General features: G+C 43.6%; 21 protein-coding genes. 15 read left to right on the top strand and 6 right to left on the bottom strand.

What is annotated here, in order from left to right; all coding sequences use genetic code 11:
- Positions 1-169 precede the first annotated feature (169 nt).
- Positions 170-655, bottom strand: a complete 486-nt coding sequence (locus PCY71_RS05935; protein WP_032912107.1) for a GNAT family N-acetyltransferase — start codon at positions 653-655, stop codon at positions 170-172.
- Positions 656-686: 31 nt separating this feature from the next.
- Positions 687-2033, bottom strand: coding sequence for an NADP-specific glutamate dehydrogenase (gene gdhA / locus PCY71_RS05930; protein WP_002910669.1), 1347 nt, complete (start codon positions 2031-2033; stop codon positions 687-689).
- Between the two features lie 352 nt (positions 2034-2385).
- Between gdhA and PCY71_RS05925 the strand changes: the two genes are divergently transcribed.
- From PCY71_RS05925 to PCY71_RS05885, 9 genes are all read left to right on the top strand, one after another.
- Positions 2386-3324: a dihydroorotate oxidase gene (locus PCY71_RS05925; protein ID WP_002910668.1), complete on the top strand. Its 939-nt coding sequence runs from the start codon at positions 2386-2388 to the stop codon at positions 3322-3324.
- A 176-nt stretch (positions 3325-3500) separates the two neighbouring features.
- Entirely contained in the window at positions 3501-4436 is a 936-nt protein-coding gene (gene msrB / locus PCY71_RS05920; RefSeq protein WP_002910666.1) for a peptide-methionine (R)-S-oxide reductase MsrB, read from the top strand.
- A gap of 161 nt (positions 4437-4597) precedes the next feature.
- A complete protein-coding gene (locus PCY71_RS05915) occupies positions 4598-5434 on the top strand; it encodes a MetQ/NlpA family ABC transporter substrate-binding protein (RefSeq protein WP_216584411.1) in 837 nt (278 codons plus the stop codon).
- Between the two features lie 154 nt (positions 5435-5588).
- Positions 5589-6617, top strand: coding sequence for a methionine ABC transporter ATP-binding protein (locus PCY71_RS05910; protein WP_032912642.1), 1029 nt, complete (start codon positions 5589-5591; stop codon positions 6615-6617).
- Positions 6607-7317: a methionine ABC transporter permease gene (locus tag PCY71_RS05905; protein ID WP_002910662.1), complete on the top strand. Its 711-nt coding sequence runs from the start codon at positions 6607-6609 to the stop codon at positions 7315-7317. The genes PCY71_RS05910 and PCY71_RS05905 overlap by 11 nt, the downstream gene beginning before the upstream one ends.
- A 136-nt stretch (positions 7318-7453) precedes the next feature.
- Positions 7454-8725 (top strand): TRZ/ATZ family protein, encoded by a 1272-nt coding sequence (locus PCY71_RS05900; protein ID WP_048772267.1) that lies wholly within the window; start codon positions 7454-7456, stop codon positions 8723-8725.
- Positions 8726-8937: 212 nt separating this feature from the next.
- Positions 8938-10320, top strand: a complete 1383-nt coding sequence (locus PCY71_RS05895; RefSeq protein ID WP_048772269.1) for a CapA family protein — start codon at positions 8938-8940, stop codon at positions 10318-10320.
- A 174-nt stretch (positions 10321-10494) separates the two neighbouring features.
- Entirely contained in the window at positions 10495-10695 is a 201-nt protein-coding gene (locus PCY71_RS05890; protein ID WP_048772272.1) for a hypothetical protein, read from the top strand.
- Positions 10696-10784: 89 nt separating this feature from the next.
- Positions 10785-11456, top strand: coding sequence for a hypothetical protein (locus PCY71_RS05885; RefSeq protein WP_048772275.1), 672 nt, complete (start codon positions 10785-10787; stop codon positions 11454-11456).
- Positions 11457-11572: 116 nt separating this feature from the next.
- On the opposite strand, the gene PCY71_RS05880 is transcribed toward PCY71_RS05885, so the two are convergent.
- Positions 11573-12445, bottom strand: a complete 873-nt coding sequence (locus tag PCY71_RS05880) for an AraC family transcriptional regulator (protein ID WP_002896563.1) — start codon at positions 12443-12445, stop codon at positions 11573-11575.
- Between the two features lie 105 nt (positions 12446-12550).
- Between PCY71_RS05880 and PCY71_RS05875 the strand changes: the two genes are divergently transcribed.
- Both PCY71_RS05875 and PCY71_RS05870 read left to right on the top strand, forming a co-directional pair.
- Complete coding sequence (locus PCY71_RS05875) at positions 12551-13996, top strand: glycoside hydrolase family 1 protein (RefSeq protein WP_275043515.1); 1446 nt, start codon at positions 12551-12553, stop codon at positions 13994-13996.
- Positions 13997-14268: 272 nt separating this feature from the next.
- Positions 14269-16398 (top strand): transglutaminase domain-containing protein, encoded by a 2130-nt coding sequence (locus PCY71_RS05870; protein WP_048772282.1) that lies wholly within the window; start codon positions 14269-14271, stop codon positions 16396-16398.
- 106 nt (positions 16399-16504) lie between these two features.
- On the opposite strand, the gene PCY71_RS05865 is transcribed toward PCY71_RS05870, so the two are convergent.
- The 3 genes from PCY71_RS05865 to PCY71_RS05855 form a co-directional block, all read right to left on the bottom strand.
- Entirely contained in the window at positions 16505-18229 is a 1725-nt protein-coding gene (locus PCY71_RS05865) for an ABC transporter permease/substrate binding protein (RefSeq protein WP_002918130.1), read from the bottom strand.
- Positions 18230-18243: 14 nt separating this feature from the next.
- Positions 18244-19434 carry a glycine betaine/L-proline ABC transporter ATP-binding protein gene (locus PCY71_RS05860; protein ID WP_002898349.1) on the bottom strand — a complete coding sequence of 397 codons (1191 nt, stop codon included), beginning with the start codon at positions 19432-19434 and terminating at the stop codon, positions 18244-18246.
- Between the two features lie 246 nt (positions 19435-19680).
- On the bottom strand, positions 19681-20322 hold the full coding sequence (locus PCY71_RS05855; protein WP_048772287.1) for a GntR family transcriptional regulator: 642 nt from the start codon (positions 20320-20322) through the stop codon (positions 19681-19683).
- Positions 20323-20505: 183 nt separating this feature from the next.
- On the opposite strand from PCY71_RS05855, the gene PCY71_RS05850 reads away from it, so the two are divergent.
- The 4 genes from PCY71_RS05850 to PCY71_RS05835 all read left to right on the top strand — a co-directional run bounded on the left by PCY71_RS05850 (position 20506) and on the right by PCY71_RS05835 (position 22926).
- The gene (locus PCY71_RS05850) at positions 20506-21363 is read left to right on the top strand and encodes a Cof-type HAD-IIB family hydrolase (RefSeq protein ID WP_048772291.1); all 858 of its coding nucleotides are present in this window, start codon (positions 20506-20508) and stop codon (positions 21361-21363) included.
- Positions 21363-21995, top strand: coding sequence for an SGNH/GDSL hydrolase family protein (locus PCY71_RS05845; protein ID WP_048772294.1), 633 nt, complete (start codon positions 21363-21365; stop codon positions 21993-21995). Before PCY71_RS05850 ends, PCY71_RS05845 begins: the two co-directional genes overlap by 1 nt.
- Before the next feature lie 145 nt (positions 21996-22140).
- Positions 22141-22536 (top strand): CopY/TcrY family copper transport repressor, encoded by a 396-nt coding sequence (locus tag PCY71_RS05840; protein ID WP_002903337.1) that lies wholly within the window; start codon positions 22141-22143, stop codon positions 22534-22536.
- Positions 22537-22554: 18 nt separating this feature from the next.
- Positions 22555-22926, top strand: coding sequence for a cupredoxin domain-containing protein (locus tag PCY71_RS05835; protein ID WP_048772298.1), 372 nt, complete (start codon positions 22555-22557; stop codon positions 22924-22926).
- Positions 22927-22929 lie beyond the last annotated feature (3 nt).

The raw sequence follows: 22929 nt of genomic DNA, 5'->3' as shown, positions 1-22929 counted from the left end.
CTTGGCCACGTTTTCGAAGGTAGCGATATTTCAGGAAAAGTAATCAGTACCAAGTCAGTCAGCTCTGCAGTTGTTTTAGCAGTTATAAAAAATATACTGTTTTATAATGTGTCATGTCGTTATGTTTTTAATTGACATAACACTTTTGACGGCCAGAGTATACTGACATCTATTCATCTGATAAGAGAGATTTTATCATCCAGATATTCATAGCTGGGTGTCCGGCAGCGTTAGAAAGTGGTTGTTGCAGTGATGTAAAACCATAGTGCTGATAGATGGCCACGGCTGTAGCCAGTTCAGTAGTGGTTTCTAGATAAAGCTGTTCATAACCTGCTAGGCGGGCTTCTTGGAAAATCTGCTTTATCAGCCGACTGGAATAACCTTTGCCACGACAGTTTTTAGTGACATACAGTTTTTGTAATTCAGCAATCTTATCAGACACAGGTGCAAAGCCACCACAGCCAACGAGATGGCCTTCATCTTCCAGAATAAAGTAAGCCGCCCTCTCTTGATGTTGATAATAGTCGGCCAAATGATCTAGATGAGAATCAAAGTAGACAGTTCCTGGTTTATCAAGCCCGAATTCTTCTAGGCTGGCTCGAATGAGCTGCGCTACAGCTGGATTGTCTCTCACTTCCATTGGCCGTAAGTTCATCATTTGTCCTCCGATAGGATGTATCGATTAGTTAAACAATACCTTGCGCAATCATAGCATTGGCTACGTTTTCGAAGGCAGCAATGTTCGCACCAGCCAGGTAGTCTTTGCCAAGTCCGTAAGTTTCAGCGGTAGTCTTAGCTGTGTTGAAGATGTTGGTCATGATGTCCTTGAGGCGGCCATCAACTTCTTCGCGAGTCCATGACAGACGAAGGCTATTTTGGCTCATTTCCAGAGCGGATACAGCTACACCACCAGCATTGGCAGCTTTGGCAGGTCCGTAGAAGATACCATTTTCTTTGTAAACTGCGATAGCATCCAGGTCGCTCGGCATGTTGGCACCTTCAGATACACAGATAACTCCTTGAGCAACCAAACGTTTAGCTGCGTCACCATTGATTTCATTTTGTGTCGCACATGGCAGAGCGATGTCATAGTTCCCAGCGTAAGTCCAGACAGAACCTTCATGGTAAGTAGCAGTTGCTTTTTCAGCAGCATATTCTGTCAAGCGAGCGCGGCGTTTTTCTTTAACATCAACCAAAAGATCAAAGTCAATACCGTTTTCATCGATAACATAACCGTTTGAGTCAGATACAGAGATAACAGTTGCACCAAGCTCAGTTGCTTTTTGAAGAGCGTATTGGGCTACGTTACCAGAACCAGAAATAACTACCTTTTTGCCAGCAAAGCTTTGACCATTAGCTTTGAGCATTTCCTCTGTGTAGTAAACCAAGCCATAACCAGTAGCTTCTGGACGGATCAAGCTGCCGCCAAATCCAAGAGGTTTACCAGTCAAGACACCAGCGTCGAATTGGTTAAGGCGTTTGTATTGACCGTAGAGGTAGCCGATTTCACGTCCGCCGACACCAATATCACCAGCTGGAACGTCAAGAGATGGGCCGATGTGCTTTTGCAATTCTGTCATAAAGCTTTGGCAGAAACGCATCACTTCAGCATCAGTTTTACCTTTAGGATCAAAGTCAGATCCACCTTTACCACCACCGATTGGCAGGCCAGTCAAGACATTTTTAAAGATTTGCTCAAATCCAAGGAATTTCAAGATACCTTGGTTTACAGTTGGGTGGAAACGAAGTCCGCCTTTATAAGGGCCAACTGCTGAGTTAAATTGCACGCGGTAACCACGGTTGACTTGTACGTTACCTTCGCGGTCTACCCAAGGAACACGGAAGCTGATAACGCGCTCAGGTTCAGTAATACGCGCTAGGATGTTTTCTTCAATGTATTCTGGGTGTTTTTCAAAAACAGGCTCCAGAGTATTGAGAAACTCTTCAACAGCTTGGAGGAATTCTGCCTCGTGTCCGTTGCGGGCTTTTACGGTCTCGAAAGTGCTTTGGATATATTCTTTAGCAGTTGTCATCTGTCATTCTCCTTTAAATAAAATAGTAAACCATCCTGCCGGAAGCTGCTTGCAGCTTGTGTGACGAGGATGTGTTTAAATTTTTAAAACAGGCATCTTTTAGATGTCATATTTTATTACATGGAACATTATAGCAGACTTTTTTTCTCTTGTAAAGAAAAAAGTTGAATTTTCTAAAAATTTCCACAATTTATTTTCTGAAATATTCCAGAAAATAGCTGATCGAACGGGATGTTTTCCGAACGTTAGTCAGGAATTGCCGGTTTAAAAAACGAAAAAGCGGAGTTTGGTGATATAATAGAGGAAATGAGCTGAAGGCACTCGCCTTCAGAAGAAAAAGGAGCGTTTTACTATGGTTTCGACATCTACACAGATTGCTGGTTTTGCATTTGACAACTGCCTGATGAATGCAGCTGGGGTTGCCTGCATGACAAAAGAGGAACTGGCAGAAGTCAAAGATTCTGCTGCGGGAACATTTGTGACTAAGACGGCGACGCTGGAATTTCGTCAGGGGAACCCAGAACCGCGCTATCAGGATGTTCCGCTGGGGTCTATCAATTCCATGGGCCTGCCCAACAATGGTTTGGACTACTATCTTGACTACCTGCTGGAACTCCAGGAAAGCGAACCGAACCGGACCTTCTTCCTCTCTTTAGTCGGTATGTCGCCAGAAGAAACTCACACCATTCTTAAGAAAGTGCAGGCAAGTGACTTTAAAGGCATTACTGAGCTCAATCTCTCCTGCCCCAATGTCCCTGGCAAGCCACAGATTGCTTATGATTTTGAAACGACGGAAAAAATCTTGTCAGAGGTTTTTGCTTATTTTACCAAACCGCTGGGTATCAAACTGCCTCCTTATTTTGACATCGTGCATTTTGACCAAGCCGCTGAGATTTTTAACAAATATCCTCTTAAGTTTGTCAATTGTGTAAACTCGATCGGAAACGGCCTTTATATAGAAGATGAGTCAGTGGTCATTCGTCCGAAAAATGGTTTTGGAGGTATCGGAGGTCAGTACATCAAGCCGACTGCTCTGGCCAATGTCCATGCCTTTTACCAACGCCTTAAACCGGAAATCCAAATCATTGGTACTGGTGGTGTCCTGACGGGGCGCGATGCCTTTGAGCATATCCTCTGTGGTGCCAGTATGGTGCAGGTAGGAACAACTCTTCATAAAGAAGGAGTGGCAGCTTTCGAACGCATCACCTCAGAACTCAAGGCTATTATGGAAGAAAAAGGCTATGAAAGCTTAGAAGATTTCCGAGGAAAATTGAAGTATATTGAGGAGTAATCTTCTATAAAAAGGTTTAATGTAGGAGTTGTTGTGATTTGAAATGAAGAACATCGCTGAGTTGATGGTCATTAAGACCCAGCTTTTTCATATTAATTTGAAGAAAGTTCTAATCAAATTACTATAATTTCGACTTCTTTTATGAGAAAATAGTCGCAAAGAAATGAGGTGTTATTATGGCTGAAATTTATTTAGCAGGTGGATGCTTCTGGGGATTGGAAGAGTACTTTTCTCGCATTGAGGGTGTGGAGGAAACGACAGTGGGATATGCCAATGGACAGGTGGAATCAACCAACTACCAGCTGATTCACCAGACGGATCATGCAGAGACGGTTCATCTAGTCTATGACGAAAAGCGGGTCAGCCTGCGGGAAATCCTGCTCTATTATTTCCGAGTCATTGATCCTCTGTCAGTCAATAAGCAGGGAAATGATGTAGGACGTCAGTATCGGACGGGCGTTTACTATACCAATCAAGCCGATAAGGCGGTCATTGAGCAGGTCTTTGCTGAACAGGAAAAACAACTGGGACAAAAGATTGTTGTTGAGCTAGAACCTTTGCGCCATTATGTTCTAGCTGAGGACTATCATCAGGATTATCTCAAGAAAAATCCTGGTGGCTACTGCCATATCAATGTCAATGATGCCTATCAGCCCTTGGTCGATCCAGGCCAATACGAGAAGCCTACAGATGTGGAACTAAAAGAGCAGCTGACGGAAGAGCAGTATCAGGTGACCCAGCATAGTGCGACAGAGCGTCCTTTCCATAATGCCTACAATGCCACTTTTGAAGAAGGGATTTATGTTGATGTGACGACTGGTGAGCCCCTCTTTTTTGCTGGAGACAAGTTTGAGTCTGGTTGCGGCTGGCCTAGCTTCAGCCGACCTATTGCCAGAGATGTTCTAAAATACTATGAAGACAAGAGTCATGGCATGGAGCGGATCGAAGTGCGCAGCCGTTCTGGCAATGCCCATCTGGGGCATGTCTTTACTGACGGTCCAGAAGCAGCAGGCGGCTTGCGCTACTGTATCAACTCAGCAGCTCTGCGATTTATTCCAAAAGAGAAAATGGAAGCAGAAGGATATGGCTATCTGCTGACCTTTATGCAGTAAAAGGGCATAAAATCAACTCAAATACTTCAAATCGTTATATAATTTTTTTATCACGGCGATAAATTATTTATATAAGCCAAGTCTCCTTGAACATGGTAAAATGAGAAGTAATCTTATAAAATAGAAGATTTAGAATTTTATTCATTAAAGGAGAATAAATGATGAATTTGAAAAAAATCTTTTCAATCGGCTTAGTAGGCCTTGCAGCCTTGGGTTTGGCAGCTTGCGGCGGAGGTGCAAAAAATAAAGATGCTGCTAGTGATGATAAAAAAATCTTGGTAGTTGCTTCGCCAGCACCTCATGCTGAGATTTTGGAAGCGGCTAAACCGATTTTGAAAAAAGAGGGCTATGATTTAGAAGTTAAAATTGTCAATGATTATGTGACACCTAATAAACTAGTCTTTGATGGTGACGCAGATGCAAACTTCTTCCAGCATACTCCCTACTTGGATAAATTTAACAAAGAGAATAATGAAAATTTGGTAAGTGTGGGGAATGTTCATATTGAGCCAATGGCGTTATATTCTAAGAAATACAAGTCTATCAAAGATTTGCCAAACGATGCTGTAGTATATGCTTCAACCAATCCTGCTGAAGTAGGTCGCTTTATTGATCTTTTTGTCAAAAATGGTTTGATGAAGATTAAAGATGGGGTAGATCCAGTCGATGCTCAGTTGAAAGATATTGTTGAAAATCCAAAGAATATCCAGATCAAAACAGAGATTGCTCCAGAATTGTTGGTACAAACCTATAACAATGATGAAGGAGATGCAGTTATTATCAACTCAAACTTTGCTATTGATGCGAAGCTTTCTCCAGTCAAGGACTCTATTGCTCTTGAGGATAGTGAATCACCATATGCAAATTTGATTGCTGTTAGACCAGCTGACAAAGATTCCGAAAAAATCAAAGCGTTGATTAAGGTATTGCAAGGTGATGAGATTCAAAAATTCATCAAGGATAAATACAAGGACGGATCAGTTATTCCAGCAAAATAATGAGATATAAAAGACGAACGCTTGGAGGCGACTCTGACTTACATCAAGCACAGATTTCCTCCTAAGTTCGTTTTTTTCATAGAATAAGCTATTTTATCCACTCTATGTAAGAAAATGAATGATTGCGCATCATGAAAAAATGAAAGGACTAATAATGATTCGTATTGAGAATGTATCTAAGTATTACCAAACCAAGCAAGGTTTGGTAAAGGCTGTTGATGATGTTTCACTAGATATCCAAACAGGTGAGATTTATGGGATTATAGGCTTTTCTGGCGCAGGAAAGAGCACTTTAGTTCGCTTGCTGAATGGTCTTGAAACGGTTAGCAAAGGTACTGTAACCATTAACGATAAAAATATTAGCAGCCTGAAACGGAAAGACTTGTTAGAAGCACGTAAAAAGATTGCGATGATTTTCCAGCATTTCAATTTGCTCTGGTCTCGAACAGTGGAGCAAAACATTGCCTTTCCGCTGGAAGTTGCGGGAGTTCCTAAGGATGATCGTCTTAAACGTGTCAATGAGTTGATCGAGTTAGTAGGTTTAAAAGGGCGAGAAAAATCATATCCAGCTCAATTATCTGGTGGTCAGAAACAGCGTGTAGGGATCGCTCGTGCACTAGCTAATAACCCAGAAGTTCTTCTTTGTGATGAGGCAACGAGTGCATTAGATCCTAAAACAACCGATGATATACTGAGACTTCTAGTGGATATCAATAAGAAACTTGGACTGACTATTATTATGATTACCCATGAGATGCATGTGGTCAGTCAGATTTGCCATAAGGTTGCCGTTATGGAGAATGGGCGTGTAGTCGAAGAAGGGCAAGTCATTGATGTCTTTAAGAATCCTCAGCAGGAAATCACCAAACAGTTTGTCGGAGAAGAATTTGCGGAAGATGACCTGACACATGTCTATCATCATCTAGAAAAATCGCTAAAATCTGGAACTCTGGTTCGCATCCAATATCTGGGAGATAAGACAGCAGAAGGCATGCTTTCGAACGTTATTCGGGATTTGGATGCTACGATTACGATTCTGCAAGCCAAAGTCAATGTAACCCAAAAAGGCCCGTTGGGCTCCATGGTTATTGTGGTCGAAGAAAATGAAGAAAAGACACACGAAGTTCTGGATCGTTTCCGTCAGGCTGGTGTCAGTGTGGAGGTGTTAGATAATGTTCGCTAGTGTAGAACAAAGAGGGTTCTTGGCTCTCCTGAACGAAATGTTGAGTTTTAAAAATGTTGTTTGGGAAAATTTAATTGTTGCTATTCAAGAGACCTTGTATATGACTCTGGTATCAACATTTTATGTCTTTGTTATAGGATTGATTTTGGGATTATTTCTCTATCTTACAGGTCCTAACAAAGTTCTAGCCAACAGGTTTGTTAATTTTTTACTGGCAGGGATCATTAACGTATTTCGTTCCATTCCTTTTATCATCCTTTTGGTCTTATTGATTCCTTTTACTCGTTCAATCATGGGAACAATTATTGGTCCGGAAGGCGCAATTCCAACTCTGGTTATCAGCGCGGCTCCATTTTATGCTCGATTAGTTTCTATTGCTCTAAATGAAATACCGTCTGGTGTCATTGAGGCTGCAGAATCTATGGGAGCTAATACTTTTCAGGTCATTTGGAAAGTGCTAATTCCAGAATCTTTACCTGCACTTGTTTCTGGTATTACTGTAACTGCTATTGCTCTAGTAGGGTCAACTGCTATTGCTGGGGTAATTGGTGCGGGTGGTCTTGGTAACCTTGCTTATCAAGTTGGCTTTACTCGGAATATGCAAGATGTTATTTTTGTATCAACAGTTTGTATTTTGATATTGGTATTTATTATTCAAATTCTTGGTGACTTCGTTACTAAGAAAGTTGATAAACGTTAAGTTGGTTTTGGAGAGCTCCATATGGGGCTCTTTTTTATGCCATAATTGTATTAAAAGACTTGCGCAATTAGATTAGGCTTGTTATAATAGCTAAAATCTCTTGAAGCCAAGTATTGGGAAAGTGAGGATATGGCGGATGAAAGCTTATATAAATGTCAATCTGGTGACCTGTGACAGCGTATTTCATGTTTACCGAGAAGGGCTGCTGGTCGTGGAAGATGACCGCATTGCCTACTGCGGTCCCTATGATGAAAACTGGCTAGGGAAATGCAGTGAAACAGTGGATTATGAAGGGGCTTGGATCATGCCAGGGCTGGTCAACTGCCATACTCACTCGGCCATGACCTTATTGCGCGGGATTCGTGATGACAGCAATCTGCATGAATGGCTGGAGGGCTATATCTGGCCAGCAGAGAGCCAGTTTACAGCGGAACTAACGACCCATGCTGTCCAGCTGGCTCTAGCTGAAATGCTGCTGTCAGGAACAACAACTTTTAACGACATGTATAATCCTCAGGGAGTAGAGATTGACCGGATTTACCAGACTGTGCGTCAGTCTGGTATGCGCTGCTATTTCTCACCAACCCTCTTTAGCTCAGAGGCGGAAACTGCAGAAGAGACTCTGGCTCGTACTCGAGCCATTATTGAGAAAATTCGCTCTTATGATGATGAAGATTTTCAGGTCATGGTGGCGCCTCATTCGCCTTATGCCTGTGACGAAGATCTGCTCAAGGGCAGTCTTGAGCTAGCGCGTGAGCTGGATTTGAAGCTTCATATCCATGTGGCAGAGACCCAGGAAGAAAATAAAATCATTCTGGAGCGCTATGGTAAACGGCCTCTAGCTTTCTTAAAATGCCTGGGCTACTTGGAGCAGCCAGCCATTTTTGCTCACGGGGTTGAGCTAAATCCGTCAGAGATTGCGGATTTGGTGGCTTCACCAGTCAGCATCGCCCACAATCCTATCAGCAACCTCAAGCTGGCTTCTGGTGTAGCTCCAGTGACAGACTTATTAGCTGCTGGGGTGACCGTTGGACTAGCTACAGACTCTGTTGCTTCCAATAATAATCTGGATATGTTTGAAGAAGGTCGGACAGCTGCCCTCCTTCAGAAGATGCGGGCAGGCGATGCGACCCAGTTTACGATCGAGCAGGCTTTGAAAGCTTTGACTATTGAGGGAGCCAAGGCGCTGGGCTTGGAGGACAAAATCGGTAGTCTGGAAACTGGCAAGCAAGCCGATTTCATTGTCATTCAGCCTAAGGGACAACTTCATCTCTATCCTTTGGGAAATATGCTGTCGCACCTAGTGTACGCAGTCAAAGGCAGTGATGTTCAGGATGTCTACATTGCTGGGCAGCAGGTCGTCCGAGACGGCCAGGTGCTGACCGTTGATGTGGGAAATTTTGTGTAAGAATGAAAGCTGAGTTTCAGCTCGGCAATCAGCTATTAGAATTGAAAAAATAGAAAATGAAGCAGGAGAATGGGAGAGAGTGCCGCAATTTGGAGAGTAGCATGCTTCTCCCTCTCCTGCTTTTTGCTTTTCTTTCCTTTTGACGGTAAAAATAGTACAATATAGTAAATATTGATGCACTATTATCAAGTAAGAAAAAGTGGAGAGATGTGATGAGTAAAAAATTTCTTTGGGAGAAGATTCGGACTTTTTTTCGGGAACTTTGGAAAAAGATATCGGATTTTACTGCGGAACATAATCTGCTGGCAGATGCTTACCATGCTTGGCGGGACTGGTTTATGGAACTTCCATCTCCTCGTCCCAAAATCTTTCAAAAACAGCTTAGCAATCGCCAGTTTGTCGGTGTGCTTTTGACCGTAGTAGGGTTGTCAGCCGGCTTAATCCTCCTGTCAGAGCAAGTGCAGGATTTTACCTTTCTGTCTCCTAGTAAGAAAGAGCAGCAGTCAGATTCCTCTAAGAATCAGACGGTTCGTATCATGGCGACTGGGGATTTGCTTTATCATGACGGTCTTTATCTGAGTGCTCAGAAAGAAGACGGCACTTATGATTTTTCTGAGAATTTCCACTATGCCAAGGAGTGGCTTCGGCAGGGTGATTTGGTCTTAGGAGACTTTGAAGGCACGATTCGGCCGGACTATCCCTTGAATGGCTATCCGCTCTTTAATGCTCCGGAAGCTGTAGTTCCAGCAATCAAGGATGCTGGCTATCAGGTGATGGACCTGGCCCATAACCATATTTTAGACTCTGGCTTGGAGGGAGTTTTCACCACAACTCAGGCTTTTGAAAAAGAGGGAATCACTCCCGTCGGTGTTTATCCGCATGAAAGCCGCAGTCAGGCACCGCTCTTGATAAAGGAAGTAAAAGGCATTAGGATTGCACTGCTAGCCTACTCTTATGGCTACAATGGCATGGAGGGGCTTCTCAGTCAGGAAGACTATGACAATCGCCTGTCCGATCTGGATGAAGAAAAGATGCGAGCCGAGATTGAGCGGGCAGAAAAGGAAGCAGATATTACAGTCGTCATGCCTCAGATGGGGATAGAGTACCAGCTGGAGCCGACAGAGGAGCAGACAACCCTCTACCATAAAATGGTTGACTGGGGAGCAGATATCGTCTTTGGAGGGCATCCGCATGTGGTTCAGCCGGCGGAGATTTTAGAGAAAGACGGCCAGAAGAAGCTGATTATGTATTCTATGGGGAATTTTATTTCCAATCAGCGCATCGAAACCATGGAGGGAATTGAAAATGCTCATTGGACCGAGCGCGGAGTGCTGATGGATGTTACCATTGAAAAGACACCAAAGGGCACACAGATAAAAAGTGCCCAGGCTCATCCGAGCTGGGTCAGCCGAGTTGAAAAGGGCACTACTTCGGCAGACGGTCTACCTTTATACACTTATCAGACCTGGATTTTGGACGACTTTGTCGAAGGTGGCAAGTATCGAGACAAACTGGATCAAGAAACCAGAGCACGGATTGATACCGCCTATCAGGAAATGAATTCTCATGTTGGACTGAATTGGCCGGGGCAATAAATTGCCTGAATATGATTTTAGCCAGATTGGATTTACCAATCTGGTTTTTGCTGTTTTGAAATTTAAGATTTTGTTATAATTAAAAAGGATTATAGAACTGTTAATGAATGAAACTGACCGCTTTCGAGCTCGTCTATTATGTTATTGGAAAGAAAATGAAATGTATTTTGGTTTGTGGTTGCTTTTGTATCTTATACCTATGTTTATCTTGTTTTTGTTGCTAGTGTGCTCCCTGGTCTTGTTGATTTTCTGCCTGTTTCTGAGAAGAAATCTCTTCAAGGAAAAGCAGGGGCGCAATTTGCTGCTAGCTATCTTTTGGCTGGGGCTCTTCAATCTTCTGCTGAACTTGCTAGTATAGAAATGATGAGTTCGTAAGGAGAACAGTCCAAATGAAATGATAGGGACTAGCTTTATCCTTGTTTGTTGAAACTAAATATTGATTGAGAATTAAAGAAAGACGAAATATGCATTTTTTTGAACAACTTTTTCTTTTAATAGACTTTTTAATTCACTTTTTACCACTCTTGTTTATCTTTGTTGTTTTTATCGTTTCATGGATAGTTTATATCTGTATAAAGAAACCTTTCTACAAAAGCATTTATGGGAAATTGATTAGTCTACTCTTTTTGGGAACCTTGATTTGGAATCTGGTTTATTTTGGCGGAGAAGATCATGGTGGCTCTTACCAATTAGTAAAATTAAAGCCAGGCGAAGCTGTTTATGTAAGGATTAAAAAGCCTTATCTTGACCTAATAAAGGGTTCAGGAGTCAGTGTTTTAAAATTTAAAGATAAAACAGATGGGAAAATTAGAATATATGATTCTTATTTGAGAGAGCAGATAGATGAAAATGAGTATATCTATGATGCAGAAAAAAAGTCTGTTCACTACTATAATGAAAAGGAAGGGGGGATAACAATCCCAAACGAACAGGCTTTATCCGATTTAGGTGTTGAGTTTAACGAAAACTATAGCATTGATGTCAACTTTACCCAAAATAGAGCGTTTGTTTTTAGTGTAAGCGACAGTGATCAAGATATCACTGTCCAAAACGAATCAGATAAACCCATATCTTTTTATGTCAAAGCCTATCACAGAGTCTATGGCTCAGAAGGCAGGGACCGAGATCTAGAATAATATCTTACAAACATGTTGCTGTTTCTATCCTTCTTATAATATTAGCATTACAAAAAACGAATACCCTCAGCATATTTTGTCAGCAGGTATTCGTTTTTATTTTCTATTTTAGAGCTTCATTTCTTCCGATACTGACTTGGTGTCATTTGGTAGTATTTTTTGAACTGGCGGTTGAAGTTGGACAGGTTATTAAAGCCTGCTTGGCTGGAGATTTCCAGTACAGAGAGGTTGGAGTGCTGCAGGAGTTCGGCCGCCTTGCGCAGGCGGAATTGGATCAGGTACTCTATGCAGGAAACGCCCAGATGCTTCTTGAAGAAGTTCATGAAATGGGTGGAACTGTAGCCGCAGATGCCAGCCAGTTGGTCAATATTCAGGTCTTCTTGGTAATGGGCATTGATGTAGTCAATGATGGAGCGAATCTTTTCTTCCTTGCGATAGCCTTCTGGTGACAGGTCTTTGGAAATGACATAGCCGTTCTCAAAGAGCAGGTAGAAGAGCTGGTTAAGCTGGGCTTTGAGCTGAAATTCGTAGTGAGATTTGCGGAAATAGCCTGTTTCCATAGCTGCTAAGAGGCACTGGCGAATCTCGGCATAGGCTGTATCCGTAGGCTTGATAACATGAGTCAAGTCCAACTGGCCATTGTAGAGGGGTTGCAGATAGTTGATGCTGGCCTGATCCATGGCAGAGTAGCCCATCAGATCCAGATGGAAATTAATGGCGTCCATATAATGGCGCTCGTCGTTGATGGGGTGGATGGAGTGCAGGGCATTGGGGCGAATCAGGATAATATCACCTTTTTCGCTGTTAAAGTAATCGTCGTCAATATGAAATTGTGCTTTTCCTTCGTGGACATAAATCATTTCAACATCGGTATGCCAGTGGAAAAGAATATCTGGATGACCATTTTCAGTGATGGTGCGGGTCAGAGAATAAGGGGTTCCTTGGTTTTTAAAAACGGTATTTTTATGTAGTTGGCCTAAATCAATCATGGGGACACTCTTTCGTAGAATAGTACAATTTATTAAGATAATTGTGTTAGAAAATATGTTTGACAACTATTATAATATAAATATAAAAAAAACGAAAGCGAGAAAATGCAAATGGGTAAATTTCCGCAGAATTTCCTCTGGGGCGGTGCAACTGCAGCCAACCAGTATGAAGGCGCCTATAATCTAGATGGAAAAGGCCTGTCTGTTCAGGATGTGACTCCAAAAGGCGGTGTGCCAGCTACGCCAGGTGATCGCAATCCTTTGATTACCGAGGAGCCGACAGCAGATAATCTCAAGCTGGAAGGGATTGATTTCTATCATCGTTACAAGGAGGACATCGCCCTCTTTGCGGAGATGGGTTTCAAGGTTTACCGGACTTCCATAGCCTGGTCTCGGATTTTTCCAAATGGGGACGAGCTGGAGCCCAATGAAGCTGGTTTGCAATTTTATGACAATCTTTTTGACGAGCTGGCTAAATATGGCATTGAGCCTCTGATTACCTTGTCTCACTATGAAACGCCCCTGCATTTGGCGCGTCAATACAATGGCTGGGCAAACCGTGATTTGATTGGCTTCTACGAGCGTTATGTCCGCACGGTTTTTACCCGCTATAAGGACAAGGTCAAGTATTGGCTGACCTTTAATGAAATCAACTCTGTTCTCCATGCGCCTTTTATGAGCGGTGGCATTGCCACGCCGGCTGAAGAACTATCCAAGCAGGACCTCTATCAAGCGGTCCACCATGAGCTAGTGGCATCTGCCTTGGCAACGAAGATTGGTCATGAGATCAATCCTGATTTTAAGATTGGCTGTATGGTTCTGGCTATGCCGGCCTATCCTATGACACCTAAGCCTGAAGATGTGCTGGCAGCTCGGGAATTTGAAAATCAAAACTATCTCTTCTCTGATATCCATGCGCGTGGAAAATATCCAGCCTATATCAATCGTTTCTTCAAGGAGAATGGGATTGAGATTCAGTTTGCGCCGGGCGACAAAGAGCTTTTGGCTGAAAATACTGTAGACTTCATTTCCTTCTCTTACTATATGAGTGTGGTTGCGGCTCATGATCCGGAAAATTATTCTTCCGGCCGAGGCAATCTTTTAGGTGGTATTATGAATCCTCATCTGGCTAGCTCAGAATGGGGCTGGCAGATTGACCCAGTCGGCCTGCGCTTGGTGCTAAATAGCTTTTATGACCGCTATCAACTGCCTCTCTTCATCGTGGAAAATGGTCTCGGGGCCAAGGATGTCTTGGTGGATGGCCCAGATGGCCCAACGATTGAAGATGACTACCGCATTGATTATCTCAAACAGCATTTGCAGCAGGTAGGAGAAGCTCTGGAAGATGGCGTAGAACTGCTAGGTTACACGACTTGGGGCTGTATTGACCTGGTCTCAGCCAGCACTGCAGAACTCAGCAAGCGTTACGGCTTTATCTACGTTGACCGCAACGATGACGGTAGCGGAACTCTAGCCCGCTACAAGAAAAAATCTTTTGATTGGTACAAAGAAGTCATTGCGACGAATGGAGATAGTCTCTATCAGGATTGAATGACTTAAACAAAATAGAATGGCTCTTTATAAAATAAACCAAGTCCTATCTGGCTTGGTTTTTTAATATTTTAAGATGGGAATTGGCTGAAGCCTCTTGATTTTAAAAGCAAGATGAGGAAACGCAGTAGTTTGAGGGAATCTGTCTCTATAAAAAATAAGAATTTATTCGCAAAATTGCAGATATTTGAATCCGTTTACAAAAAAACAAAGACACCTCAAATAAAATATGGTATAATATATTAAGAATTTTTACTTCAGGAGGGGAAATCATGAGTAGGAAAATCCGTTTCATTTCTCTGCTTACTCTGTTGATTTGTTTTCTGATGGGCTGCAGTCTTTTTCAAAAGAACGGTGGAGGTCCGGGAGAGCAAGGTAGCCAATTTTCGGAAAGTGTTCGTAAGCTGAGAGAAAAATACAGCAAAAATACTCCTTATGATGTCCAAGAAAAGGTCATTCAGATCAAGGAAAATGAGCCTATTACATTTCCGACAGAGGTACAAAAGCCTAACGATTTTGAGACACTGCCACATGAAGGACAGACCGAGTTGATTTCTTCCTTTGAAATTTATGGGGACAGCAACTTACGAGCTATTTTAGGGGGTGACTTTAAGATGAATGATAAGCGGCAGATAGTGATTGAGCCAGCTTATCATTTCTCTGCGACTAGAGTGGAGGCAAATGGAGAGCATACGGAATATGGTCTAGCCAAGCAAGGTGAGAGCTGGGGGGTCTTTGATACGCTCTATTTGCTGCAACGGGATGATGAGCGAACGGGTAAAAAGCTTAAAAAGCCAAAACTTTGGATCGTTAAGATAGATAAGAAAGGGCGCGACAAGCTAACTCTGAAAACCAAGAGCAGTCTGCTCGGAGATGGACGCTTGCAGCTGGAATGGACGGAAGTACCGGGAGCGGACTCTTATTCCATTATAAAAAGAGAGTATGTGACCATGCCTGGCAGTGATACGAAGACAGGCCTTTATAACTATAAAGAGGTCGATCGGGTCACTTCGACAGTGTATCGGACAGATTTGCCTACCCACTATGATAGCCGCAACGGAGGCCGTTCTGGTGATGATCCAATTCTTGCCAGACAACGGTTGCTGCAGGCTTACGACCAGGATTACAGTAAGAAAACGGTTGAGAAAAAGCCTTATGAACTCCTTGTTGTTCCCCTTAAAGACAAAGAAGCTTTAGGAACTATCAGCAATCCTATCTCATCTGATAGCTTTGCGAAACTGATGCCGAATCAAATCGATTTTCGGACTTTTTCTGACCAGGTTTCCGCCCTGAGGCAGAAAGGAAACATTCCTGAAGAAGCACCGCTGCAGATGATGGATGGCCAGATTCAGAACTTTCCAATCGTCTATGAAAAAATTGAAAAAGAAGGCCGGGATGTCAGATGTCTGGTCTCTATCAAGGGCATGCCTACTGTCAAAACGGACTTTTTCATTGAACAGGCCAGTGTAGAAGAAGTGCAGCCTGTTGTAGATAAGCATAATGAAAAGGTCAATAAAGAGGAAAACAAGTCGGGTGTTTCAGAGAAATATATCAGTGTAGAGCAGGCTGACTTGGATCTCAAGGGTAAAACAGTCGTTCATGATGTTAGTGACATTGAGGAAAGGGTGGCAGCCAGAAGTGCAGCGCAGGAATATTTTGCTAAGGCCCTTCTGTCAGATGCTGAATATGTTGATTACAGTGAGTTTCCAGAGCTGAGTGAAGGAGATGTCAGTGAATTGCTTCACGATGTTTTAGAGCAAAATCCAGTCATTCAGCAGGGAGTGGTTCCTACCATTGATGCTAAGCAACATGTGGTAAGTTTTAAATACGATGCTAATGAAACAGCCAAATATAAGAAGGCCCGCAAAAAAGTCAAAGAGATTGTCAAAGACATCATCAAAGACCAGATGAGCGATCGAGAAAAGATTGAGGCGATTAATCAGTATATGATTGAGCATATTAGCTATGATAAGGCTGCTTACCAAGGCTTTTTGAATTACAAAACATCTATTGAGAATAAAGAATCAGAAGAAGCTATTTCAAAAGCGTTTAAAGATATGCAAGACGGTATTCGCAAGTATGAATCTAGTTTTGATATTACTGGTCCGCTATTTGAGGGTAAGGGAGTCTGTCAAGCTTACGCTGTAACTTTCCAGGCTCTTGCTCAGGAAGCTGGTCTCGAAACCATGTATGTGAGTGGAAATACAGATGATTTTGACCCGCATGCTTGGAACTTCGCAAAAGTAGATGGTCAGTGGCTGGCCTTAGATGTTACCTGGAATGACTCTGATGGAGACAGCAATAAAACAGAAAATGAATACTTGCTATTGGCCATGGATAATCCACTCTACGCACAGAGCCACTATGCCTTTGACAGATACGAAGATGCTATTAAAGAATGATGCTCCAAATAGAAGCAATCTTTAAAAGATGCCTAAGTCTTGTAAGACAAGAAAGAAGCTAATCAAAAACCCTGAGATAACAGTATCTCAGGGTTTTTCTATGCTTTTATTTCTTCCAACTTTCGACTTCTTTCTGGTGGTTTTTGATCCACTCTTTGGCTGCTGCTTCTGGTGAGCTGCCTTCGTTAATCTTAAGCATGACTTCTTCCATGTCCTTTTGAGTCCAGTTGAAGTTGTCTAGGACCTTATTGACTTCTGGTAAGTCCTTGTCTAGATTTTTCCGAGTCATAGTGTGGATAGCTTCCTTACCGCCCATGGTTCCCTTAGGATCCTTGAGGTATTTGAGGTCGTATTTGGAGAACATCCAGTGAGGTGACCAGCCGGTTACGATGATATCTTCTTTATTCTTAATAGCCTGATCCAGAGCAGTGGTCATGGCTCCTGTTGAGGAAGAAGAAAGATTCCAACCACTGAGATTGCTGTATTCTTGCATAGTCTTCTCAGTCGCGGTCATGATACCAGCACCGGGCTCAATACCTGTGATGGTTTTCTTGGCTTGTTCTGACAGGTCTTCGATGGAGTCAGCATCCATATAACTTGGTACGACTAGCCCTGTCTTAACGCCCTCAAGGTTTGGCCCCAAGTCCACTAGCTTATCCTTGTACTCCTCATAGAGAGCAGCGTGGGTGGTCGGCAACCAGGCAGAAACCATGGCATCAGCTTCGCCATTGGCAACGGACTTCCACATAACGGCATTGTCCAGCGGTGTGATGGTGACATCGTAGCCCATTTCCTTGAGAGCTTCCGCTACGACATTGGTTGAGGCAACTTCGGAGTCCCATTCAACATAGGCAAGGTTGACTTTTTCTTTTTTGCTTTGCTGGAGCTTGGTCACTTGATTTCCGACAAAGGCTGTCAGGATGACAGCAGCCAGAGCAGACCAGAGCATAATCTTGTTGCGTTTTTCCTTGGCAGTGACCGGTGATTTTTTAGCCAGAGGTTGGTTGAGCTTCTGGGTCAGGCGGTCAATGATAATGGCCAAGATAACCAGAGATACCCCATTGACAAATCCGGAACCGATGTCGGCATGCTGCAAGGCAGAGAGAACGCCGCGGCCCAGTCCTGGCGCCCCAATCATAGAGGCAGTAACGACCATAGATAGAGCTAACATGATGGTCTGATTGACCCCAGCTAGGATAGTATTTTTAGCCAGAGGCAGCTCAACTTTGAAGAGCTTCTGCTTGCCAGTGCCCCCGAAGGAGTCTGACGCTTCAATCAGCTCGGTCGGAATCTGACGAATGGCTAGATTGGTAAAGCGGACAGTCGGTGGCAGGGCAAAGATGACAGAGGCAAAGACCCCAGGCACCATACCAATACCGAAGAAGGCCACGGCCGGTATCAGATAGACAAAGGCCGGCATGGTCTGCATAAAGTCCAGCAAGGGCTTGATAACTGCTTCGACACGATTGCTCTTAGCCATCCAAATCCCCAGTGGAATACCTATGATAATGGAAATGGCACTGGAGACGATAACCAAGGTCACAGTGTTCATAAGATTTTCCCAGAGTCCTTGGTTGTAAACAAAGAGCAAGCCTAGGAAGGTGAGCAGGGGCAGTCCCAGCTTACGCTTGGAAATCAAATAGGTAAAAATAGTGATGACTGCGATAAAGAGCAGGGGCGGAATGAAGAGCAGGGTGTCTGTCATTCCATTCATGATGGCATTTCCGATAGCTTGAAGGACCGAGAAAAGTCCGGAGAAGGTATCAGTTACCCAGTTAGTAAAGGCCTCAACCCATTGAGAAACGGGGATTGGCTGTTGTAAAATATTCAAAATACGAACCTCCCTTATTCTTCAGATTCAGTAGTATTGGCCAAGGCTTCGATGACTCGACCTTTGATAATAACGCCGACTAACTTGTCCTTATCATCTACAACGGCCAGAGGCGCTGGTGAATCGTAAATCAGCGGGAAAATATCAGTAATCAGGGTTTCCTGAGTGACCTTGCGGACGTTCTTATCAATCACTTCAGCCAGTGCTTGATGCTGTTTACGGGCATCGCGGGCGGCTTCGGCAGTTAGACTACCCTTAAGATGCCGCTTCCTATCCACAGCCAGCAGCATACTGACCTCTTCTTTTTTCATCCGATTAAGGGCCACGGTTGGTCCGTCGATGTCAATGTTGGTAGTCAGTGGCGTTGTCATAATATTCTGAGCAGTCAGGACCTTAGAGCGGTCCACATCCTCAACGAACTCTCGAACGAAATCATTGGCTGGATTGGTCAGGATTTCCTCACCGGTGCCAATCTGCATAATCTGACCGTCAGCCATAATGGCAATACGGTCACCGATACGCAGGGCCTCATTGAGATCGTGCGTGATAAAGATAATGGTACGCTCATGCTCTGCCTGCAGATCCAGCAGCTCATCCTGCATTTCGCGGCGGATAAGGGGATCTAGAGCTGAGAAGGCCTCGTCCATGAGCAGAATATCAGGATTATTGGCCAAAGCTCGAGCTAAGCCAACCCGCTGCTGCATCCCGCCGGAGAGCTGATCGGGGTATTGGTCCTTGAAAGAGAGGAGACCGGCATTGTCCAGAGCTTGTTCAGCTAGGCGCGTGCGCTCCTCCTTATCAACACCTCGGACTTCCAGACCGAACTCAGTATTTTCCAGAATGGTCCGATGTGGGAAGAGGCCGAAGTTCTGGAAGACCATATTGAGCTTGTGGCGGCGAACGTCACGCAGCTCCTCTTCGTTCATCTTGGCCACATCTTGGCCGTCAATGTAAATGTCGCCTGATGTTGGATCAATCAATCGGTTGAGCAGGCGGATAAGGGTAGACTTCCCACTACCGGACAGTCCCATGATGACAAAAATTTCTCCAGTCTGAACCTCAAAGTTTACATCGTAAACTCCGACAGTAGCACCGGTTTTTTCTAAAATTTCCGTTTTGCTTTTGGCTTGCTGCACCATTTCCAGTGCCTGCTTTTGCCTTTTACCGAAAATTTTAGTCAAATGTTTTACTTCTAGTTTATTCAACGTATTTCTCCTTTTGTACAAGTGACTACATGTTTATTTTTATAAGTTGTCACTTAAAAGACCATCACAGTATAACATCGTGTGGTCACTTTGTCAAACCCAAAAGACCGTCAGACCGGTCTTTTTCGGCTATTATAAAAAAGGGGAGTGATTTTTTGAAATATTTTTGAAAGTCGTAAAAAGCTTGTCAAATAGCGTACTTGCCTGTCTATTCTGTTTTTTGACAAAGAAAAAACAAGTGCTGTTTCACTTGTTTGTTTCAATTTCATTAAAAAATAAATTATGCATCAAACCGACCGATAATTCGTTGCCAACAAAGTAGATGGTATTGCCGGCTTCCAGCTTGGTATAAGGACCAGGCGAGATTAGGAGTTGGTCTCCCTGCTGGACTGCAACAATGGTAGCGCCAGTCGAGTGCCAAATATTGAGCTCATTGATAGATTTTCCTAGGTTGATAGCGTCTGCTGAGAGCTGGAGCTCGTAGGGATTGAAAGGGAAGCGCTGCTGGACATCTTTAGTTCGGCTGAGAAGCTGATTGAGCAGCTGGGAAAAGTTGGTAAATTCTTCCTCTTGGCGCTGGATGCTCTGGTGGAGCTTGCCTTTGAGGTCCTGCAGAGAGTTGACATCTTTATAGGTCTCAAGAAACTGCTGAGCTTTTTCCTTGGAGGAAATGAATGCCCCGCTGCCATGGCGGACTTCCATGATTTCCAGATCTACCAGCACATTAATAGCCTTGCGGGCTGTCTCAGGAGAGACATTGAAGTTGCTGGCTAGGGTAGAGCGGGCATAGATTTTGCTGCCGATAGGATATTTGCCGTCAACAATTCGCTCGGCAATAGCGACGGCAATCTGCTGGTAGCGTGGGAATGCGACTTCTTTTTTGCTCATGAGGACCTCCAATTTACAACAGAAATATAGCTATGATTATAATATAAAACTGGAAGATTGAAAAGTGTACTTCGTAAAATCAACCGTATTATCCGCTTCTTCTTGCCTTTCTTTTTACTTTTTTAAGTAGTATAATATGTCTAAAAGTCAGAGGTTTTCTGGAAAAGGGATAATCAAAATTGGATGATAAAGATAGAAATGGATAAAAAGATGACTGTAAAGATGGTAGCGACAGACATGGATGGAACCTTACTGGACGGACAGGGACAGCTGGATTTGCCGCGTCTGGCTACTATTTTAGATGAGCTGGAGAAGAGAGACATTCGCTTTGTGGTGGCTACTGGTAATGAAATTCCACGAATGCGTCTGCTATTGGGAGATTTGGTAGAACGAATGGCCTTGGTAGTCGCCAACGGAGCTCGGATTTTTGAAAAGAACCAGCTAAGCATGAGTAGCTTCTGGGAACCTGGATTGATTAGGGATGCGCTGGCTTACTTTGCTGGGCGTGAAAAGGAGCTTCAGCTGGTTGTGACTTCTGAAAGAGGTGGCTTTGTCCAAGAGGGGACAGAGTTTCCCTTGATTGAAAAAGTCATGACCAAGGAAATGGCCCAGTTTTTCCACAAGCGGATGAACTTTGTGCCTAGCCTACAGGATTATCCCTTTGACAAGGTCTTGAAAATGAGTATGATGGTAGAAGAGGCTGCAGCAGCAGAGCATGCTCGTCTGATTAATCAGCATTTTGCAGGCCGATTGAGCGCGGTTGCTAGTGGTTATGGAGCCATTGACATCCTCCAAGATGGGATGCACAAGGCATGGGGCTTGCAGCAACTGATGGCTAAGTGGCAGATTCAAAGCTCGGAAATCATGGCTTTTGGCGATAGTGAAAATGATATAGAAATGCTTGAATTAGCTGGTATTTCTTACGCTATGGAGAATGGGGATGAGCGGGTCAAAAAGGTAGCAGATTACCTAGCACCGGCCAATACAGAAGCCGGTGTTCTACAGGTGATTGAGCAATACTTAGAAGAGGAAAAAGAATAATGGCAGTACAATTATTAGAAGAATGGCTTCTCAAGGAGCAGGCAAAATTGCAGCAAAACTACAGAGAACTCAATCAACTCTCCGTCAAGGAGCCAGACATCATCTTTATCGGAGACTCCATTGTGGAATACTATCCTCTCTATGAGCTCCTGCAGACGGATAAAAGACTGGTCAACCGTGGCATTCGGGGCTATAAGACTGATTTGCTTTTAGACAATCTAGATGCCCATCTTTTTGGGCAGGCTCTGGATAAGGTCTTTATCTTGATAGGTACCAATGACATTGGCAAGGAGATGCCTCAGACAGAAACGCTAGCTAATTTAGAAGCCGTTATTCAGGAGATTTCTCGTGACTATCCTCTGGCTCAGATCCAATTACTGTCGGTCCTGCCGGTCAATGAAGCTCCAGCCTACAAGAGCACGGTCTATGTCCGCAGCAATGAAAAGATTCTGGCCCTTAATCAGGCCTATCGCCAGCTGGCCAGCGCCTACATGAATGTCCAGTTTATCGATCTCTACGATGCTTTTCTGGACGAGGAAGGCCAGCTGCGCCCAGACTACACAACTGACGGCCTCCATCTGACCATTGCTGGCTATGCAGCCCTGTCCAAGGCTTTGCAGGAGACGTTATAGAGATAAAAATAGGGAGCGAAAAAAGCCCAACCAGACAAATCTTCAAAGGAAGATTTTTTTTAAAAACTTTTGGTTGACAAATGTAAATCTTAGAGATAAAATAGTATCATAAGATTTACAAATGTAGATTTTGAAAGGAGAAGCTATGCAAATTTCCAATGCGGAATGGCGCATCATGAAGATTATCTGGATGGAAGGCAAGCAGACCAGCACGGATTTGATCGCCGTCTTGTCCGAGCGCTTTGACTGGTCGAAGTCGACGGTCAAGACTCTCTTGACCCGCTTGGTGGAGAAAGGATGTTTGACTAGAGAAAAATCAGGCAAAGCCTTTGTTTACTCGGCTTTGTTGAAGCAGGACCAGAGTTTAGACTTGGTCGTTGAGGATGTGAAAGACAAGGTTTGCTCCAAAAGGATTGTCCAGGTGCTTGAAAACTTGATTCAGGAGAGTGACTTTACGCTTGCAGATCTTAATCAGCTGCAGCAGGTCCTGGAAGAAAAGAAAGCAGAGGCTGTCGAAACAGTCCCTTGCAATTGTATGTAATAGAAAGAAGGAAATTCCATGTTTGGATTGTTGATTAGTATTGTTTGTTTACTTGTGGTTGCTTTTATTGCTTGGTGGTTCTTTACAGAGCATGAAAAGGTAAGCGGCCACGCTCGTCAGAAATCAGGTTATCAAGAAATTGAAGTCGAAGTCATGGGGGGCTATTCGCCTGAAACCATTGTCCTGAAAAAGAATGTTCCAGCCCGGATCATCTTTAATCGCAAGGATCCATCTTCATGTCTGGCTCAAGTGATCTTTCCAGATTTTGGCGTTCATGAAGATTTGCCTTTAGGTGAAAAACATGTCATTGAAATTACGCCAGAAAAAGCGGGCGAATATGGGTATTCATGTGGAATGAACATGATGCATGGTCACATGATTGTGGAATAAAGG

The organism is Streptococcus sp. SN3 (assembly GCF_030439905.1).
This window is presented reverse-complemented; position numbering and strand designations above follow the sequence as displayed.

Coding starts and splice junctions, on each gene's coding strand:
- PCY71_RS05915 (WP_216584411.1), top strand. CDS start 4,598: ATGAATTTGAAAAAAATCTTTTCAATCGGCTTAGTAGGCCTTGCAGCC.
- PCY71_RS05850 (WP_048772291.1), top strand. CDS start 20,506: ATGATAAAGATAGAAATGGATAAAAAGATGACTGTAAAGATGGTAGCG.
- PCY71_RS05885 (WP_048772275.1), top strand. CDS start 10,785: ATGCATTTTTTTGAACAACTTTTTCTTTTAATAGACTTTTTAATTCAC.
- PCY71_RS05935 (WP_032912107.1), bottom strand. CDS start 655: ATGAACTTACGGCCAATGGAAGTGAGAGACAATCCAGCTGTAGCGCAG.
- msrB (WP_002910666.1), top strand. CDS start 3,501: ATGGCTGAAATTTATTTAGCAGGTGGATGCTTCTGGGGATTGGAAGAG.
- gdhA (WP_002910669.1), bottom strand. CDS start 2,033: ATGACAACTGCTAAAGAATATATCCAAAGCACTTTCGAGACCGTAAAA.
- PCY71_RS05880 (WP_002896563.1), bottom strand. CDS start 12,445: ATGATTGATTTAGGCCAACTACATAAAAATACCGTTTTTAAAAACCAA.
- PCY71_RS05895 (WP_048772269.1), top strand. CDS start 8,938: ATGAGTAAAAAATTTCTTTGGGAGAAGATTCGGACTTTTTTTCGGGAA.
- PCY71_RS05900 (WP_048772267.1), top strand. CDS start 7,454: ATGAAAGCTTATATAAATGTCAATCTGGTGACCTGTGACAGCGTATTT.
- PCY71_RS05840 (WP_002903337.1), top strand. CDS start 22,141: ATGCAAATTTCCAATGCGGAATGGCGCATCATGAAGATTATCTGGATG.
- PCY71_RS05845 (WP_048772294.1), top strand. CDS start 21,363: ATGGCAGTACAATTATTAGAAGAATGGCTTCTCAAGGAGCAGGCAAAA.
- PCY71_RS05875 (WP_275043515.1), top strand. CDS start 12,551: ATGCAAATGGGTAAATTTCCGCAGAATTTCCTCTGGGGCGGTGCAACT.
- PCY71_RS05925 (WP_002910668.1), top strand. CDS start 2,386: ATGGTTTCGACATCTACACAGATTGCTGGTTTTGCATTTGACAACTGC.
- PCY71_RS05855 (WP_048772287.1), bottom strand. CDS start 20,322: ATGAGCAAAAAAGAAGTCGCATTCCCACGCTACCAGCAGATTGCCGTC.
- PCY71_RS05835 (WP_048772298.1), top strand. CDS start 22,555: ATGTTTGGATTGTTGATTAGTATTGTTTGTTTACTTGTGGTTGCTTTT.
- PCY71_RS05870 (WP_048772282.1), top strand. CDS start 14,269: ATGAGTAGGAAAATCCGTTTCATTTCTCTGCTTACTCTGTTGATTTGT.
- PCY71_RS05905 (WP_002910662.1), top strand. CDS start 6,607: ATGTTCGCTAGTGTAGAACAAAGAGGGTTCTTGGCTCTCCTGAACGAA.
- PCY71_RS05910 (WP_032912642.1), top strand. CDS start 5,589: ATGATTCGTATTGAGAATGTATCTAAGTATTACCAAACCAAGCAAGGT.